The following is a 16,539-nucleotide window of genomic DNA, read 5'->3' on the forward strand; positions in this document are numbered from 1 at the left end:
CACATAGAGTGTTATTCTAGTAAAAATGTTTATATTCAGTCAGATGTTATGGATGCAAAAGCCCAAATGATGAATCAAAAAATAGAACTTGAAGCCGCAGTAGCCAAAGCGTTAGAAATGGCAACACAACACGCAAGTGCAGCAGAAGTCGCGATTACAAAAACAACAGGTATCAGCGTATCTACTTTGATGGGAGAGGTTGAAAACGTTGAGTTTAATCGTGATGGCGCACTAGGAATTACGGTTTATCGTGGCCATCGTAAAGGCAGTGCATCGACATCTGATTTAAGTGATAAAGCGATTCAGCAGACCGTTGCCGCGGCTTTAGATATCGCAAATTATACGTCTGAAGACCCATTTTCTGGACCTGCGCCAAAAGAATTAATGGCGAAAAATATTCCTGATTTAGATTTGTTTCACCCTGATGATCCAGAGCCTGACTATGCGGCACAGAAAGCGATTGAAGCTGAACAAGCGGCATTAGCGTATCATTCTTCGATTAAACAGAGTGATGGTGCAAGTTATGACAGTCATTATGGTATCAAGGTTTACGGTAACAGCCACGGCATGTTAGCGAGCTACCCATCAAGTCGTCACAGTATTAGCTGTAGTGTCATTGGTGTTGATAAAAACGGTAATATGGAGCGTGACTATAGTTATACCGTTGCTCGCCACCGTGATGACTTATGGGACGCTAAAAAAGTTGGTCTAGACGCCGCTGAACGTACTGTGAGCCGTTTAGATGCTAAAAAATTAAACACTATGAGAGTTCCCGTTATGTTTGCTGCTGATGTAGCTACAGGTTTGATGGGGCACCTTGTGATGGCTATTAGTGGTGCGAATCTTTATCGTAAATCAACCTTTATGCTTGATAAGTTAAACGAAAAGATTTTACCTGAATGGTTTAATGTTAGTGAGCGTCCACATATCTTGAAAGGGTTAGCAAGTAGCCCATTTGACAGTGAAGGGTTATACACACAGGATCGTGAAATTATTACCGATGGTGTATTAGCAACCTACTTACTAACAAGCTACGCTGCTCGTAAATTGAATATGACACCAACAGGCCATGCGGGTGGTATTCATAACTGGTTTGTTAAATCAACAGGTCAAAGTTTCGAACAGATGCTAAACATCATGGATACAGGGCTTTTAGTTACTGAGTTGATGGGACAAGGCGTAAATACGGTTACTGGTGATTACTCTCGTGGTGCTGCAGGTTTTTGGGTTGAGAACGGTGAGATCCAATACCCTGTGTCAGAGATTACCATTGCGGGCAATTTAGCTGAGATGTACCAAAACATTATTGCAGTAGGCAGTGATGTTGAAACGCGTTCACAAATTCAAACGGGTTCTATCTTAATTGAATCGATGAAGATTGCAGGTCAATAATATCGTCTAAAACTATATAAACAAAAGTGATACAAAAAAGCGCGCTGTCATTCAATGATAGCGCGCTTTTTAATACGTTATTTTTAGGTATTACATTAAAACAGTAGCAAGGCCTAAGAACGCAAATAGGCCGATAATATCAGTGATGGTTGTTAACGCCATTCCACCTGCTAATGCAGGGTCAATATTCATTTTCTTTAGAATTAGAGGGATAGTTACCCCTGCGATTCCAGCAATGGTTAAGTTAACAAGCATTGCTGCTGAAATGATGGCTCCAAGCATTATGTCACCTTTCCAAACCATGACGATACCGCCAATGATAGAGGCCCACAAAATACCATTTAGTAGACCAATTCCAGCTTCTTTGAGTAATAATTCTTTTTGGTTACTGTCACCGATATGACCGACGGCTAAACCACGGATCACTAGGGCAACGGTTTGGTTACCTGCAACCCCACCCATTGAAGGGACGATAGTCATTAACACAGCAATAGATGCCATTTGCGCTAATGTTGCTTCGAACATATTAGAAACCGATGCAGCAGCAAGTGCGGCTAATACATTCATACCTAGCCATACACTACGGCGACGAGCTGATTTTACAACGGGTGCAAAGGTATCTTCTTCGTCATCCATACCAGCCATACTCATCATTGAGTGTTCGGCATCTTCTCGGATAACATCGACCACATCATCAATGGTAATACGACCTAGAAGTAAATGGTTTTCATCCACGACAGGAGCAGAAATCCAATTACGACGTTCAAATAGGTTTGCAACTTCACCATCATCAGTATTTACTGGGATGGCTTCATCGGCATCGTCCATGACATCACTAACTAAAATGTCTTGTTGAGTGGTAAGCAATGTCGTTAATGACAAATGACCGATTAAACGACTTTCTTCATCAAGAACATACAGGGCATCGGTTGATTCTGGAAGGTCACCTTTCATGCGTAAATAACGCAGTACCACGTCAATTTCAACATCAGCACGAATGGTGATGAAATCGGTATTCATCATACCGCCAGCGGTATCTTCTGGGTAAGATAGTGCGGTTTCAACACGGAATCGATCGACCGTGTCCATTTGACTTAATACTTCACGTGAAAGGTCACCAGGCAAGCTACGAAGAACATAAGCGACATCATCTGTCTCCATGCCTTCGGTTGCTTCTACAATGCTTTCTGGAGCCATTCTAGAGACGATACCATCTTTAACATCTTCAGACAGTTCGTCAAGTATTTCACCGTAATCTTCAGGATCGGTCAGTTGCCATAATACATTACGGATTTTTCTGGGTGATGCTTCTAATAGATGGGCAATATCCTCGGGTTCCATGTCTTGTAATAAACGACGTACATGGACAAACATCCCACTATCAAGCGCATTAGATACTTCTTGAAGAGTTTGATGGGTTTGATCGAAATCTTGTAGCTCTTGCATGCTCTCCCCCATTTAATACCAGTTTTAACTCGAATTATGAGTATAGATAATCTAGATTAGATAATAGGCTGAATAGTAACGTAATTTAGAGGAGACGATAAGTGAATTTTGTAAGGATTAGGTCAAACTATTGATGTTATAAATAATAACTCATTCATCTTCGTCAAAACCCGCTTCAATAAGATCGCAAATAGCATTAAGAGCTTGCTCAGCATCAGGGCCATTAGCTGAGACATCAACATATTGACCTTGCGCAGAATCAAGCATCAGTAAGCCCATTACACCATCAGCAGTGGCTTGTTTATTCTCGTCATTAGTAAGGGTTATTACCGCATCAAAGCTCTGTGCCATTTCAACTAATTTGATCGCAGCTCTTGCGTGTAAACCAAGGCGGTTTTTTATCAGTAGGTGACGAGATGAAATTGGCATACTTAGCGTCTCTCTAGAGTCTTATGGCGGATCTGAACTTGTTGGCCTTGCTGTGTAAAGTATTCCCCAAGTTGTTGAGTAATATAAACAGAGCGGTGCTGTCCACCGGTACAACCAATAGCTACGGTTAAGTAACTGCGATTGTTTTTTTCTAATGCAGGAAGCCAAGTGGTTAGGAAATCTTGGATCTGCTCTTTTAATTTAATAACATCATCGTGTTTTGCTAAGAAGTCAGCTACTGGTTTATCTAACCCTGTCATCGGTCGTAGGCTTGGTTCCCAATGTGGATTAGGTAAGAAACGGACATCAAACACATAGTCGGCATCGGTTGGTAAACCATGTTTGAATCCAAACGATTCAAATACCATGACTAATTCTTTTGATCCTCGGCCGAGAATTCGAGACCGTAAGGTTTCACTTAAATCATGAATTGATTTGGTGGTGGTATCGAGAACTAAATCGGCTTCTTCTTTAAAGTCGCCTAAGATGGTTTTTTCTAAAGCAACGGCTTGCTCTAAAGAACACTGTTCACCAATTAAAGAGAGGGGATGTAAGCGGCGAGTTTCACTGTATCGCTTGATGAGTTCTTTATCTTCTGCGTCTAAAAAGACAACAGTCACGTCATGAGATTTTTTGATCTCGGCTAACGTGTTTTTTAATAATGACGGGTCTTTAGGTAGGTTTCGTATATCAACACTAACTGCTACATTTTGACTACTGTGTTGGATAGACTCGACAAATTGAGCGAGAAGATCAATAGGCAGATTATCGACACAATAATAGCCTAAATCTTCTAATACTCGCAGCGCAACAGATTTACCTGCGCCAGAGTTGCCACTAACTACCATGAGTTTCATTATGCGACCTTAGCGTTTATTCAGATGTGAAAATTTGATATAAATCTTGGTCGTTTTCGGCATGGCGAAGTTGACGTAAGACGTGTTTATCATTGAGCTTCTCAGCAACGCAAGAAAGTGTTTTTAAGTGTAATTTACATTGTTCATCAGGAACTAATAGAGCAAAAAGAATATCGACAGGGCGATTATCTATTGAATCAAACTCAATCGGTTCTTGGCATTGAAGCAAGACGGCAACAGCGTTGTCACAATTAAAAATACGACCGTGAGGAATGGCAATACCATTACCGATCCCGGTACTACCCATTTTTTCTCGGTTTAATAAGCTTTCAAATAGTTCTTGAGGGTTTTGCCCAATTTTGGGTGCTGCAATTTCACTAATAAGTTCTAATGCGCGTTTTTTGCTTGTGCATTGGACTGCACTTCTAGTGCAATCCAATGAAAGAATGGTGCTTAATTGCATGTTAATGACTACTTAGTTTTTCTTTATGTTTATTAAGTTGGCGGACAAGTTTGTCCACTAAACCATCAATGGCTGCATACATATCTTCTGCGTCAGAATGGGCGTGTATGTCACCTTGATTTACATGAAGTGTTGCTTCGGCTATATGTAATACTTTTTCTAATTTTAGTACTACATGGACATTATTAATATGTTCAAAAAAACGATCCAGCTTTTGGAATTTAGTATCGACATACTCACTAAGGCTATCGGTTAGTTCGACGTTTTGACCTGTGATGTTTATTTGCATAACACTTCCTTTCTGTTAATTAAAGTAAACGCTTACGCTGATTCGACGGGGAAATACCCAAAGATTCACGATACTTAGCTATGGTACGTCGTGCAACTTGGATCCCTTGTTCAGCTAATAAAGTGGCGATTTTACTATCACTTAATGGTTTGGCTTGATTTTCAGCCGCGACCAATTTTTTCACTAGTGCTCGGATTGCTGTGGATGAACATTCTCCCCCAGTATCCGTACTAACATGACTAGAAAAGAAATATTTTAATTCAAAAATACCACGAGGGGTATGCATGAATTTTTGAGTAGTTACACGAGATATGGTGGATTCGTGCATTTCTACATCTAAAGCGATGTCATTAAGTACCATTGGTTTCATCGCTTCTTCACCATATTCGAAGAAATCTTGTTGATGTTCAACTATACAGCGTGCAACTTTGAGCAGTGTCTCGTTTCTGCTCTCTAAACTCTTAATTAACCATTTTGCGTCCTGCAAATTGGTTCGAATAAATTGTCCATCAGGACTGTTGCCTAGGCCTTTACCTAATGCGGCATACTCTGCATTAACTTTTAAGCGAGGCACACTATCTGGGTTAATGGTAACTACCCATTTTCCATTATGTTTAAAGACGGAAACATCTGGAATTACATACTCTGTATTGGTATCAATGACACGATTACCCGGTCTAGGATTAAGTTCCTGAATAAGCGTCATGACTTGTTTTAAGTCACTTTCTTTAAGCTTAGTCTCTTTTGCCAGCTGTCGGTAGTCACGATTACCTAATAAATTAATATGCTTGGTTAAAATCAAGCAGGTTTCAGGTAGCCACGGAGTGTCTGCGGGGTAGGTCGCTAGTTGTAGCATTAAGCATTCAGCAAGATCACGAGAAGCAACGCCTAAGGGATCGAATTGTTGAATTCGTTTCAATACGGCTTCGACTTCGTCCATTTCCACTTCATCATTACCGATGCTTTCTAATACCTCATCAAGGTTAATAGTAAGGTAACCATTGTCATCTAATGACTCAATAATAGTTATAGCTATGGTTCGGTCGATGTCGCTGAATGGCGTTAAATCCGATTGCCATACTAAGTAATCTTGAAGACTTTCGGTGGTTTCACCTTGGTATAGTGGCGTATCATCATCAATAGCGAGTCCTGTGCTACCACTGTTAGCGCTATACACGTCATCCCAGCTTGCATCCATTTCTAGCTCTTCAGAAATATTATTGCTATCAATTACATCGCAACTGTCGGTGATCGATGCTTCTTGGTCTGCGCTTGCGCTTTCTTTTTCTGGTGTTGGTTCTGGAGATAATAAACTTTCAGGCGTGTTTAATGGCTCTTCTTCTACATCAAGAAGAGGATTAGAGTCGAGCGCTTCTTGGATCTCTTGCTGCAGGTCAAGTGTCGATAATTGAAGTAATCGAATGGCTTGCTGCAACTGTGGAGTCATTGCAAGCTGCTGGCCCATTTTTAGCTGAAGAGATGCTTTCATTATTTAGCGATACCTTTATATAGATATAGATTACAACTTAAATTGATCACCAAGATAAACACGTTTAACGTGCTCGTCATTCAATACGTGTTCAGGAGTGCCATTGGCAATCATGCGACCTTGACTCACGATATAGGCATGCTCACATACATCCAGAGTTTCACGAACGTTATGGTCTGTAATTAATACACCTAAACCACGATCTCTTAAATGTTGAATGATTTTTTTGATATCGATAACAGAAATAGGGTCAACTCCGGCAAAAGGTTCATCAAGTAGAATGAATTTTGGATTTGCAGCTAACGCTCGTGCAATTTCTACTCGACGACGTTCGCCACCAGAAAGTGCCATACCATTACTGTTACGGATATGCTGAATATTAAATTCATCCAATAACTCTTCAAGTTTATCTAAGCGTTCTGCTTTTGATAAATTTTTACGAGTTTGAAGTACCGCCATGATGTTATCAAATACAGATAATTTTCTAAAAATAGAGGCTTCTTGTGGTAAGTAACCAATCCCCATTTTTGAACGGTTGTGCATCGGTTGTAGTGAGATATCAACCCCATCAATAGTGATGGATCCTTCATCTCGAGAAACTAATCCTACGATCATATAGAAAGAGGTAGTTTTACCTGCGCCATTTGGTCCTAATAGACCGACAATTTTGCCTGACTCAACGGTCAGGCTTACATCGGAAACCACTTTACGGCTGCCGTATGTTTTTGCGAGATTTTTTGCTTCTAAAATGGCCATAATTATTTTTTATTCAATTGGCTAGGCTGAAGGATAGTTGTAACGCGTTCATTTTTACCACCATCAGCAATCAGTTTTTGGGTTTGCATATTATAAGTGATGACTTTTCCTTGAATAATACTGTCGTCTTGAGTTAATTCAGCATTGTCTGTCATTTTTAGAAATTCTTTTTCTAGCTCATAGCGCAATTTATCTGCTTTGCCTTTAAGAGTCTTACCATCATCAGTAAGTTGGCTAAAGCGAGCTGGCTTACCATATGCTTCTAAAATTTCACGCCCTTCTTGCCCCTGAGGTCGAATAACGACAAGCTTATCAGCAAAAATTTTAATGCTGCCTTGCTTTAAAGTAACATCACCCAGAAAAGTCACTTGATTACTTTGCATATCAAAGTTTTGTGAATCTGAATTGATGTGAATTGGTTGTTCTGTATCGCTGCTTAGTGCCCAGCTTGGAGAGCTAAATAGTAAGCCAGCAAGTAGACTAATTTGTGAAAGCTTCATAGATACCTTGTACATTCTCTAATAGGGTCGTTTGTTGACTAGTAAAGTTACCTTTCATACCTACGCCAGTGGTTTCAAACGTTGGGCCAACAAGATTGACGACATCTTCGGTCATAAAATCTTTTGTAGTGAGTTCTATTGTTAAACTGTCCGTTGTCATGGTTTCAAAAGCCGCGTCTGGCAGTAAATTTTTGACAATGACATTACCGCTTAAATAAAGAACATGCTTCTTATTTAAAACACCAACATCAGAAATTATTTCCCACTCTTTTGTTTTACCATCTTTAAAGACAAAAAGGTGAGGGGTAGTAAAATTGGTCTCGCCTGTTTGAGCAAAGCGCTTGAGTGCTTTTGCATTTATTTGGTAATTTCGAACACCACTTTCATCATAGTTATTATTGCTGGTATTTCTACCTGTAAATACAGGAACTTGCTGATCAGTAATGATTTGTGAGTCATTTTGAGTGTACTCATAATACAAGTAATACCCTGACCAACTGGAGATCATCAATAATATTGCCATGAAAAGATGTTTCAAGGTCATATACTTAAACCTTTGTGCTGCTCTAGTTCACCTTTTGCTTCTAGGATCAGGTCACTGACCTCACGAACTGCACCATATCCACCTTTAATGGTGGTGACATAATTTGCGCGTTGCACCAAAAGTGGATGTCCATCGGCAACACACACTTTTAAGGCAACTTTTTCCATTACTGGCCAATCAATAAGATCGTCACCAATATAGCCTGTGTGCTCAGGTGCTATATTGAGTTTAGTTAAAATATCTTGATATGCTTGTAGTTTATTGTCTTGTCCTTGGTAAATCAGTTTAATACCAAGTGCTGTCATACGGTTTTCTACAATCTTAGAGTTACGACCTGTGATAATAGCAATCTCAACACCTGCTGACATTAACGATTTAACGCCGTAGCCATCACGAGTGTGGAATGTTTTTAGTTCTTCACCGTCATTGCCCATATAAACTAGGCCATCAGAAAATACACCATCGACATCGCAAATCAAAAGTTTGATGTTTTTTGCAATAGTGAATATAGACTCTTCAACATTACCGTAGAGTGTTGGAATGAATTTGGTTGTCATTACATTACCCCTGCTTTTAGTAAGTCATGCATATTTAGCGCACCAACTAAGCGATTATTTTCATCACACAGTAGTAAGCCATTAATTTTCTTATCTTGCATTAAATTCAGACCTTCAACCGCTAATAAATGAGGGTTAGAAACTGCTGGCGAATGTGTCATAACTTCACCAATGGTCTGAGTATGAATATCAACTCTATTATCCAATAAACGACGTAAATCACCATCAGTAAAAATACCAATGACTTTTTGTTCGTGATCAACAATCGCCGTCATTCCAAGACCTTTTTCAGACACTTCAAGCAATGCGGTTTTTATAAGCGCGTCTTTAGTTACCATTGGCAGTTCATCATCTTTGTGCATGATGTCTGATAATAATAGCAGTAATTTTCGACCTAATGCACCGCCAGGATGAGACAGTGCAAAGTCATCAGCGGTAAAGCCTCTTGCTTGTAAAAGGGCGACAGCAAATGCATCTCCCATTGCTAGCGTTGCCGTTGTGCTTGATGTAGGAGCTAAGCCTAAAGGGCAGGCTTCTTGAGGGACGGTAATTTGTAGGTTTACATCAGCCACTTTAGCCATGCTTGATTCAGGTTTACCTGTCATGGTGATAAGGGTAATACCAAGGCGTTTAATTACAGGCAGTAAAGCTAAAATTTCACCGGATTCACCAGAGTTTGAGATGGCGATAACGACATCACCTTTCTCTATCATGCCTAGATCACCATGACTTGCTTCACCAGGATGCACAAAGAAAGAAGGGGTGCCTGTACTTGCTAATGTCGCTGCAATCTTTTTACCAATGTGTCCCGATTTCCCCATTCCCATAACAACCACTTTACGCTTACATTCCAACATTAATTGGCATGCTTTAGCAAAATCATCATTAATATAGTTATTCAACTGGATGAGTGCATTTATTTCAATTTGAAGAACATTTTTTCCTGCTTTGCAGAAATCAAACTGAGTTGCCATCGGGTTACCACCTTAATTTTGGTTTATAGCAGATGCATGAGCTAGATGAGTAGCGTATACAATTATTATGCCATATACCAGAGGTAGTTCAAGAAGGAGTGCTGTCGAATGAGGGGAAGGAGTAGAAAAAACAGATAGGTCATTTACTCATAAAAGGGTAAATCTGACCTATCTGCAATTAAAGGAGTTGCGTGAGGGGTTACATCGTGTAGAAAAGGTAACCTTGGTAAACTAAGAAACAGGTGACTAAAATACCACCTTCAATTCGATTAATACTGCGACTTTTACCTAACGCCATAAGCAGTAATAAAATCGAAACCCCCAACATTACGTAGAAGTCGCGGTTCATTAAATCTGGACTTATTGCTGATGGGTTAATCAGTGCTGGAATACCCATTACCGCTAGAATGTTGAACACATTCGAGCCAATAATATTACCAGCAGCCATATCGTCTTCACCTTTTAAAACACCGGCTACTGAAGCGGCAAGTTCAGGAAGGCTAGTACCTAAAGCAATAATAGTTAAACCGATAACGAGATCACTCATACCAAAGTGTTTTGCAATAACGACGGCGTTATCGATCAGCATATTAGCACCTAGAGGAAGTAAGATTAATCCGACAACAACCCAGAAGAGCGCTTTACGATTGGCTACGCCTTCTGGTATTTCTGATTCTTGTTCCTCAAGTAGAATGTCACCATTTTTTTGTTCACTTTTGCTTATGTAAAGCATAGCGATAATGAAAGCCACAAAAAGAGCGATTAATAATAAACCTTCATTAAATCCAAGGTAATTATTGTACATTATGCCGCCTGCCAATAAAGTAACAATGAGCATTAATGGTAATTCGCGGCGGATAATACCTGAGCTAATAGCAAGAGGCTTAATTAAGGCGGTAATACCTAAAATTAACGCAATATTAGCGATGTTTGACCCAATGACGTTTCCTACTGCGGTGTCTGTTTTGCCATCAAGTGCAGCGGCAGCAGAAACCATCATTTCAGGTGCTGATGACCCCATTGCTAGTATCGTCATACCGATGACTAATGGGGAAATACCGTAGTTTCTCGCTAACGCGGCAGAACCAAATACCAGTTTATCGGCACCCCAAACAAGTAGAGAGAGTCCAACGATAAGAAGTAGAGTTGGCATGAGCAGCTCTGTCATGTGTTAATTTCCTTTTGTAGAAGATGTTTTTATAGTTAATCATTAATTTTGACGCTTCTCTTACTAAAAGGAAAGAAAAAAGGCAGCTTTGGTGGCGGATATTCTAAAGAATGTTAAAAAACATAAGTTTGATTGATAAGTTAACGTATACTTATCATTATATTGCTAGGAAGGTTTTTTGATGAAAAATAATGATATCGACACAAATACAGCCTTAATAAAAGTCGAAAACTTAACCTTTAAACGAGGTGATCGAGTTATTTTTGATAACATCAGTTTATCAGTACCAAAAGGTAAAATAACCGCGATTATGGGGCCATCTGGTATAGGTAAAACCACACTTTTGAGATTAATTGGTGGGCAAATTCCTCCAGAGTCTGGAAATATTCATTTTGAAGAGTGGAATATTCCTAAATTAGGCCGTAAAGATCTGTATTTAGCACGCAAGAAAATGGGCATGTTATTTCAATCTGGTGCTCTTTTTACTGATATGAATGTGTTTGATAACGTGGCTTTTCCACTACGAGAGCATACAAAATTATCAGAAGAATTTATTCGAACACTCGTATTGTTAAAGCTTGAAGCGGTGGGCTTGCGTGGCGCAGCAGACTTAATGCCAAGTGAGCTGTCGGGGGGAATGGCACGTCGTGCAGCATTGGCTCGAGCCATTGCTTTGGATCCTGCCCTCATCATGTACGATGAACCTTTTGTTGGCCAAGACCCTATTACAATGGGGGTTTTAGTTGATTTAATACGTAACTTAAATGACGCTTTAGGTCTAACTTCTGTCGTGGTATCACATGATGTCCCTGAAGTGATGAGCATTGCTGATCATGTCTACTTATTAGCAAATGGGCAGATCATTGCTCAAGGATCACCACAAGAGCTAGAAGATAATCCAGATCCTCAAGTTCGTCAGTTCTTGGACGGGCGTTCTGATGGTCCTGTTCCTTTTCGTTTTCCAGCAAAACCATTAAATGAGGCGTTGTTTTCTCATGAGTAATTTTTCACTTATTTCGTCAATTGAGCAACTTGGTAAGCGAGCCTTATCGGTTTGTGAAGTGCTTGGGCGAGCCACTTTTATGTTACTCGGCGCTATTGTTGCAAAGCCTCAACCAGTAAAGATGTTCCCATTATTACTGACTCAACTGTATTCAGTGGGTGTTCGTTCTTTAGTTATCATTGTGGTTTCTGGTCTATTTATTGGCATGGTGATTAGCCTTCAAGGCTACATTATTCTGGTGGATTATGGTGCTGAAACCAGTTTGGGGCAGTTAGTCTCATTATCATTATTACGAGAACTTGGGCCTGTCGTCACCGCACTATTATTTGCAGGGCGAGCGGGCTCTGCGCTAACCGCTGAAATTGGATTAATGAAAACAACCGAGCAACTTTCTGGTATGGAAATGATGGCGGTTGATCCCTTACGTCGAATTATTGCCCCACGTTTATGGGCTGGTATTATCTCAATGCCATTATTAGCTATGATCTTTATGGCCGTTGGGATTTGGGGCGGTCAGATTGTCGGTGTTGAATGGAAAGGCATTGATTATGGTAGTTTTTGGTCATTAATGCAGTCATCGGTTGATGTGCGTTATGACATCGTAAATAGCATTATTAAATGCGTAGTGTTCGCCTTTATCGTAACTTGGATTGCATTATTTAATGGCTACGATGCAACGCCGACCTCTGAGGGGATCTCATTGGCCACAACACGAACGGTAGTGCATTCGTCACTGGCGGTATTAGGTATTGATTTTGTGCTGACAGCACTGATGTTTGGGAATTAATTATGCAACAGACACGTAAAGTAGAGTTTTTTGTTGGGCTTTTTGTTTTAGCAGGAATGGCTGCACTATTGATGTTATTACTTAAAGTTGCGGATGTTCGTAGTGGTGGTAGTGGTGAGTATTACACTTTAAATGCGCAGTTTAATAATATTGGTAGTTTAAAATCACGCTCTCCAATTAAGGTTGGTGGTGTTGTGGTTGGACGCGTAGAAGGCATTACGTTAGATACCGACACGTATTTACCCATTGTTAGCATGGAAATTGATAAGCAGTTTGGCGCTTTTCCTGAAACATCATCGGCACAGATTTTGACTTCTGGTTTAATTGGCGAGCAATACATTGGAATTGTCCCTGGATTTATTGATGAAGATATCGATATGCTTGGCGATGGTGATTATATTGAAGACACCAAATCGGCACTTGTATTAGAAGATATGATCGGACAAGTCTTGTATAGCATAGGCGGTGATTCGTCAGATAAAAGTGAGGAGGAGTAATGAAAGCATGGTTAGGTATTTTTATGGCGTTAGTCACTCTACTTTCAGTAGGAGTGAAAGCTGAAAATATAGATAAAACTAAGCCATATGAAATGATGGCTCAGGTATCTGAAGTGACTTTCGCACGTCTAAAAGCAGAGCAAAGCGCCATTCAATCAAACCCAAATATATTAAAAACGATTGTTAATGAAGAGTTGATGCCCTATGTAAACGTGAAATATGCGGCTTACAAATTACTGGGAACACATCTAAAGAAAACGTCAGCGGAAGAAAGAGCTGAGTTTGTGGTAGCATTTCGTGAATATTTAGTGGCTTCGTATGCACAAGTATTAACGTTATATACGGATCAAGAAATCACGTTAGAGAAAGCGAAGGCTATCCCTAAAGGGAAAAAGATTATTAGTGTGCGAGTGGATATTTTAGACTCTGCTCGTCCAACGGTAAAAGTTGATTTTAAATTACGTAAAAATAAGAAAACGGAAGAGTGGCAAGCGTTTGATATGGTCGCTGAGGGTGTTAGCCTTTTATCTACTAAACAATCGGAGTGGAATGGGAAAATTCGTAAAGAAGGCATCAGTTCAGTAAGTAAAGAATTAGCCTCTTTAGCGAAGCAACCTATTCGCTTAGAAGGGAGTAAATAATGTCAATAATGGATTTATGTGAAGCGAAAGCGGATGAAATTCATTTAAATGGGGTGCTTGATCGTGAGACTGTGCCTAATATTTGGAATAAATTGACAGAATGGAAACCTAAAGTTGCACAAGTAAAGGTAGACTTAGCTCACGTTAATCGTATTGACTCGGCAGGTGTTGTGTTACTTTTACATCTAATAGAGCATGCAAAAAAACAAAACTGTCATATAATGCTTACTTTCGTCCCTGATCAGCTCATTACTTTAATTCAATTAAGTAATGTGGAATCATTATTTGCTGATCATTTAATAACGCAAAAGGTAGAGTAATGGAAAGCGCCGAGATTAAAGAATTATTAGACGCAGCACTTCAACTTCAAGAGATTCACGTTAAAGGTGAAGGAAGCCATTTTGAAGTTATTGCTGTGGATGAATCGTTCAATGGAATGAGCCGAGTTAAAAAGCAACAAACCATCTACGGACCTTTGATGGAACACATCTCAACAAATACCATTCACGCTCTATCAATAAAAGCGTTTACTCCCGAAGAGTGGGCACGTGATAAAAAATTAAATAGCTTATTCTAAGAGGTCCTTTGAATGTATAAGTTTCGAATTCAAGGAAGTGAAAAACCACTTTCTGGAGAGGTTACGATTTCTGGTGCAAAAAATGCTGCACTGCCAATTTTATTTGCAGCACTGCTTGCTGAAGAGCCAGTGGAAGTTGCAAATGTACCCAAGCTACGCGATGTAGATACAACTATGGAGTTGCTACAACGCTTAGGCGCTAAAGTTTCACGTAATGGTTCTGTCCATATTGATGCAAGCGGTGTTAATAATTTCTGTGCACCTTACGATCTAGTGAAAACCATGCGAGCATCAATTTGGGCGTTAGGTCCATTAGTTGCCCGCTTTGGTAAAGGTCAAGTATCTTTACCTGGTGGTTGTGCTATAGGTGCTCGTCCTGTTGATCTTCATATCAATGGTCTTGAGCAACTAGGTGCGACGATCAAGCTTGAAGATGGTTACGTTAAAGCTGAAGTTGATGGACGTCTAAAAGGCGCGCACATCGTGATGGATAAAGTCAGCGTAGGTGCAACGATTACCGTTATGTGTGCAGCAACGTTAGCTGAAGGCACTACTGTTTTAGAAAACGCCGCCCGTGAACCTGAGATTGTCGATACCGCTCATTTCTTAAATGCGATTGGCGCGAAAGTATCAGGCATGGGTAGTGATACGATTACTATCGAAGGCGTAGAACGTCTTGGTGGTGGTTATCACAAAGTGGTTGCTGACCGTATTGAAACGGGTACATTCCTTGTTGCTGCTGCTGTATCTGGCGGTAAAGTGGTATGTAAAAATACCCACGCACATTTACTTGAATCTGTGCTTGCGAAGCTTGAAGAAGCGGGTGCAAAAGTTGAAACCGGTGAAGACTGGATCAGCTTGGATATGACAGGACGTGAACTGAAAGCGGTAAATATCCGCACAGCACCACATCCAGCATTCCCAACCGATATGCAAGCACAATTTACTTTGCTGAATATGATGGCAAAAGGAGCAGGTATTATTACTGAAACGATTTTTGAAAACCGTTTCATGCATATTCCGGAACTACAACGTATGGGCGCTCACGCTGAAATTGAAGGTAATACTGCTATTTGTGGTGATACTGAAAGTTTAAGTGGTGCCCAAGTCATGGCTACTGATTTACGTGCTTCTGCAAGCCTTGTTATCGCAGGTTGTATAGCGAAAGGTGAAACAATTGTTGATCGTATTTATCATATCGACCGTGGTTATGATAAAATTGAAGACAAGTTAACCGCATTAGGTGCGAATATCGAAAGAGTTCGTAGTAGCGATTTATAATCTTGGTGGTTATTTAATCGAGACTCATTACTAAAATGGAAACCGGGTATGTTATGACCCGGTTTTTTATTGTTTATATATAAGTAGGAGAAACACTTATGATTGCATTGTTACGCCTAGTTGCTCTGGCTATCTTTGCTGTCTTTACGTTTGTATTTGGTTGTGGTTATTGTTTGTTGAGCCCACGTAATCCAAAACACGTTTATACTTTTGGTCTTTGGTTTGCTCGTATGTCACGAGTATTTGGTATTAAACTTGAAGTGCGAGTTCCTGAAAGTGTTAAAAATTCAGGACCAAGTTTATACATCGCAAACCATCAAAATAGCTGGGATTTATTTACTGTCTCTGGGGCAATTCAACCAAGAACGGTAACGGTAGGTAAAAAAAGCATCGCGTGGATGCCACTGTTTGGTCAGCTGTACTGGATCACTGGTAATATTTTGATTGACCGTAATAACCGCAGTAAAGCGGTAGGTACGATTTCACAAGTTGCGGATAATATTAAGAAACATAATGTATCTGTATGGATGTTCCCAGAAGGAACGCGTTCTCGTGGTCGTGGTTTATTGCCATTTAAAACGGGTGCATTCCATGCTGCAATTGCTGCTGGAGTTCCAGTAACCCCTATCGTATGTAGTAATACGGAAGGCGTAAAATTAAATCGTTGGAATAACGGTGTAGTGATTGTAGAGATCTTACCGCCAGTGAGTCTTGACGGTTACGATAAGACAAACGTTCGTGAATTAGCGAATGAGTGCCGCGAACAAATGAAAACTAAGCTAGAAGAATTAAATAAAGAAGTTGCACAACGCAACCAAGCTTAAGTTTTTATGATTATGTTTAAGGGTATACAGCTTGCTGTATACCCTTTTGTTTTTGATGTGTATGT

General features: G+C 40.0%; 21 protein-coding genes. 9 read left to right on the forward strand and 12 right to left on the reverse strand.

The window, feature by feature from the left end; all coding sequences use genetic code 11:
* The first annotated feature begins 48 nt into the window (after positions 1 to 48).
* Positions 49 to 1,392 carry a metalloprotease PmbA gene (gene pmbA, locus Q1K78_RS08515; protein ID WP_300176811.1) on the forward strand — a complete coding sequence of 448 codons (1,344 nt, stop codon included), beginning with the start codon at positions 49 to 51 and terminating at the stop codon, positions 1,390 to 1,392.
* 90 nt (positions 1,393 to 1,482) lie between these two features.
* Here pmbA and mgtE read toward each other — a convergent pair whose 3' ends face one another.
* The 12 genes from mgtE to Q1K78_RS08575 all read right to left on the reverse strand — a co-directional run bounded on the left by mgtE (position 1,483) and on the right by Q1K78_RS08575 (position 10,864).
* Positions 1,483 to 2,838, reverse strand: a complete 1,356-nt coding sequence (gene mgtE / locus Q1K78_RS08520) for a magnesium transporter (protein ID WP_300176814.1) — start codon at positions 2,836 to 2,838, stop codon at positions 1,483 to 1,485.
* A 150-nt stretch (positions 2,839 to 2,988) separates the two neighbouring features.
* Positions 2,989 to 3,267: an HPr family phosphocarrier protein gene (locus tag Q1K78_RS08525; RefSeq protein ID WP_300176817.1), complete on the reverse strand. Its 279-nt coding sequence runs from the start codon at positions 3,265 to 3,267 to the stop codon at positions 2,989 to 2,991.
* Positions 3,268 to 3,269: 2 nt separating this feature from the next.
* Positions 3,270 to 4,124: an RNase adapter RapZ gene (gene rapZ, locus Q1K78_RS08530; protein WP_300176820.1), complete on the reverse strand. Its 855-nt coding sequence runs from the start codon at positions 4,122 to 4,124 to the stop codon at positions 3,270 to 3,272.
* A gap of 16 nt (positions 4,125 to 4,140) precedes the next feature.
* Positions 4,141 to 4,587: a PTS IIA-like nitrogen regulatory protein PtsN gene (ptsN, locus tag Q1K78_RS08535; protein WP_300176823.1), complete on the reverse strand. Its 447-nt coding sequence runs from the start codon at positions 4,585 to 4,587 to the stop codon at positions 4,141 to 4,143.
* A 1-nt stretch (position 4,588) separates the two neighbouring features.
* Positions 4,589 to 4,876 (reverse strand): ribosome hibernation promoting factor, encoded by a 288-nt coding sequence (hpf, locus tag Q1K78_RS08540; protein WP_300176826.1) that lies wholly within the window; start codon positions 4,874 to 4,876, stop codon positions 4,589 to 4,591.
* Positions 4,877 to 4,895: 19 nt separating this feature from the next.
* Positions 4,896 to 6,365: an RNA polymerase factor sigma-54 gene (locus tag Q1K78_RS08545; RefSeq protein ID WP_300176829.1), complete on the reverse strand. Its 1,470-nt coding sequence runs from the start codon at positions 6,363 to 6,365 to the stop codon at positions 4,896 to 4,898.
* A 30-nt stretch (positions 6,366 to 6,395) separates the two neighbouring features.
* The gene (lptB, locus tag Q1K78_RS08550; RefSeq protein ID WP_300176832.1) at positions 6,396 to 7,121 is read right to left on the reverse strand and encodes an LPS export ABC transporter ATP-binding protein; all 726 of its coding nucleotides are present in this window, start codon (positions 7,119 to 7,121) and stop codon (positions 6,396 to 6,398) included.
* A gap of 2 nt (positions 7,122 to 7,123) precedes the next feature.
* Positions 7,124 to 7,621 (reverse strand): lipopolysaccharide transport periplasmic protein LptA, encoded by a 498-nt coding sequence (gene lptA / locus Q1K78_RS08555; protein ID WP_300176835.1) that lies wholly within the window; start codon positions 7,619 to 7,621, stop codon positions 7,124 to 7,126.
* On the reverse strand, positions 7,602 to 8,165 hold the full coding sequence (lptC, locus tag Q1K78_RS08560) for an LPS export ABC transporter periplasmic protein LptC (protein WP_300176838.1): 564 nt from the start codon (positions 8,163 to 8,165) through the stop codon (positions 7,602 to 7,604). Before lptC ends, lptA begins: the two co-directional genes overlap by 20 nt.
* Positions 8,162 to 8,722: a 3-deoxy-manno-octulosonate-8-phosphatase KdsC gene (kdsC, locus tag Q1K78_RS08565; protein WP_300176841.1), complete on the reverse strand. Its 561-nt coding sequence runs from the start codon at positions 8,720 to 8,722 to the stop codon at positions 8,162 to 8,164. Before kdsC ends, lptC begins: the two co-directional genes overlap by 4 nt.
* Positions 8,722 to 9,696 (reverse strand): arabinose-5-phosphate isomerase KdsD, encoded by a 975-nt coding sequence (gene kdsD, locus Q1K78_RS08570; protein ID WP_300176844.1) that lies wholly within the window; start codon positions 9,694 to 9,696, stop codon positions 8,722 to 8,724. Before kdsD ends, kdsC begins: the two co-directional genes overlap by 1 nt.
* Before the next feature lie 199 nt (positions 9,697 to 9,895).
* Positions 9,896 to 10,864: a calcium/sodium antiporter gene (locus Q1K78_RS08575; RefSeq protein ID WP_300176847.1), complete on the reverse strand. Its 969-nt coding sequence runs from the start codon at positions 10,862 to 10,864 to the stop codon at positions 9,896 to 9,898.
* A gap of 181 nt (positions 10,865 to 11,045) precedes the next feature.
* Here Q1K78_RS08575 and mlaF point away from each other — a divergent pair, with 181 nt between their 5' ends.
* The 8 genes from mlaF (at position 11,046) to Q1K78_RS08615 (ending at position 16,474) form a co-directional block, all read left to right on the forward strand.
* Positions 11,046 to 11,867 (forward strand): phospholipid ABC transporter ATP-binding protein MlaF, encoded by an 822-nt coding sequence (gene mlaF, locus Q1K78_RS08580; RefSeq protein WP_300176850.1) that lies wholly within the window; start codon positions 11,046 to 11,048, stop codon positions 11,865 to 11,867.
* A complete protein-coding gene (gene mlaE / locus Q1K78_RS08585) occupies positions 11,860 to 12,654 on the forward strand; it encodes a lipid asymmetry maintenance ABC transporter permease subunit MlaE (RefSeq protein ID WP_300176853.1) in 795 nt (264 codons plus the stop codon). Before mlaF ends, mlaE begins: the two co-directional genes overlap by 8 nt.
* 2 nt (positions 12,655 to 12,656) lie before the next feature.
* Positions 12,657 to 13,151 carry an outer membrane lipid asymmetry maintenance protein MlaD gene (gene mlaD / locus Q1K78_RS08590; protein WP_300176856.1) on the forward strand — a complete coding sequence of 165 codons (495 nt, stop codon included), beginning with the start codon at positions 12,657 to 12,659 and terminating at the stop codon, positions 13,149 to 13,151.
* Entirely contained in the window at positions 13,151 to 13,792 is a 642-nt protein-coding gene (gene mlaC / locus Q1K78_RS08595; RefSeq protein WP_300176859.1) for a phospholipid-binding protein MlaC, read from the forward strand. Before mlaD ends, mlaC begins: the two co-directional genes overlap by 1 nt.
* The gene (locus Q1K78_RS08600) at positions 13,792 to 14,112 is read left to right on the forward strand and encodes a lipid asymmetry maintenance protein MlaB (protein WP_300176862.1); all 321 of its coding nucleotides are present in this window, start codon (positions 13,792 to 13,794) and stop codon (positions 14,110 to 14,112) included. The genes mlaC and Q1K78_RS08600 overlap by 1 nt, the downstream gene beginning before the upstream one ends.
* Complete coding sequence (gene ibaG, locus Q1K78_RS08605; RefSeq protein WP_122036590.1) at positions 14,112 to 14,369, forward strand: BolA family iron metabolism protein IbaG; 258 nt, start codon at positions 14,112 to 14,114, stop codon at positions 14,367 to 14,369. Before Q1K78_RS08600 ends, ibaG begins: the two co-directional genes overlap by 1 nt.
* A gap of 12 nt (positions 14,370 to 14,381) precedes the next feature.
* Positions 14,382 to 15,650: a UDP-N-acetylglucosamine 1-carboxyvinyltransferase gene (gene murA, locus Q1K78_RS08610; RefSeq protein ID WP_300176870.1), complete on the forward strand. Its 1,269-nt coding sequence runs from the start codon at positions 14,382 to 14,384 to the stop codon at positions 15,648 to 15,650.
* A gap of 98 nt (positions 15,651 to 15,748) precedes the next feature.
* Positions 15,749 to 16,474: a 1-acylglycerol-3-phosphate O-acyltransferase gene (locus Q1K78_RS08615; protein ID WP_300176873.1), complete on the forward strand. Its 726-nt coding sequence runs from the start codon at positions 15,749 to 15,751 to the stop codon at positions 16,472 to 16,474.
* The last annotated feature ends 65 nt before the right edge of the window (positions 16,475 to 16,539 follow it).

The organism is uncultured Aliivibrio sp., assembly GCF_946479765.1.
Taxonomy (GTDB): domain Bacteria; phylum Pseudomonadota; class Gammaproteobacteria; order Enterobacterales; family Vibrionaceae; genus Aliivibrio.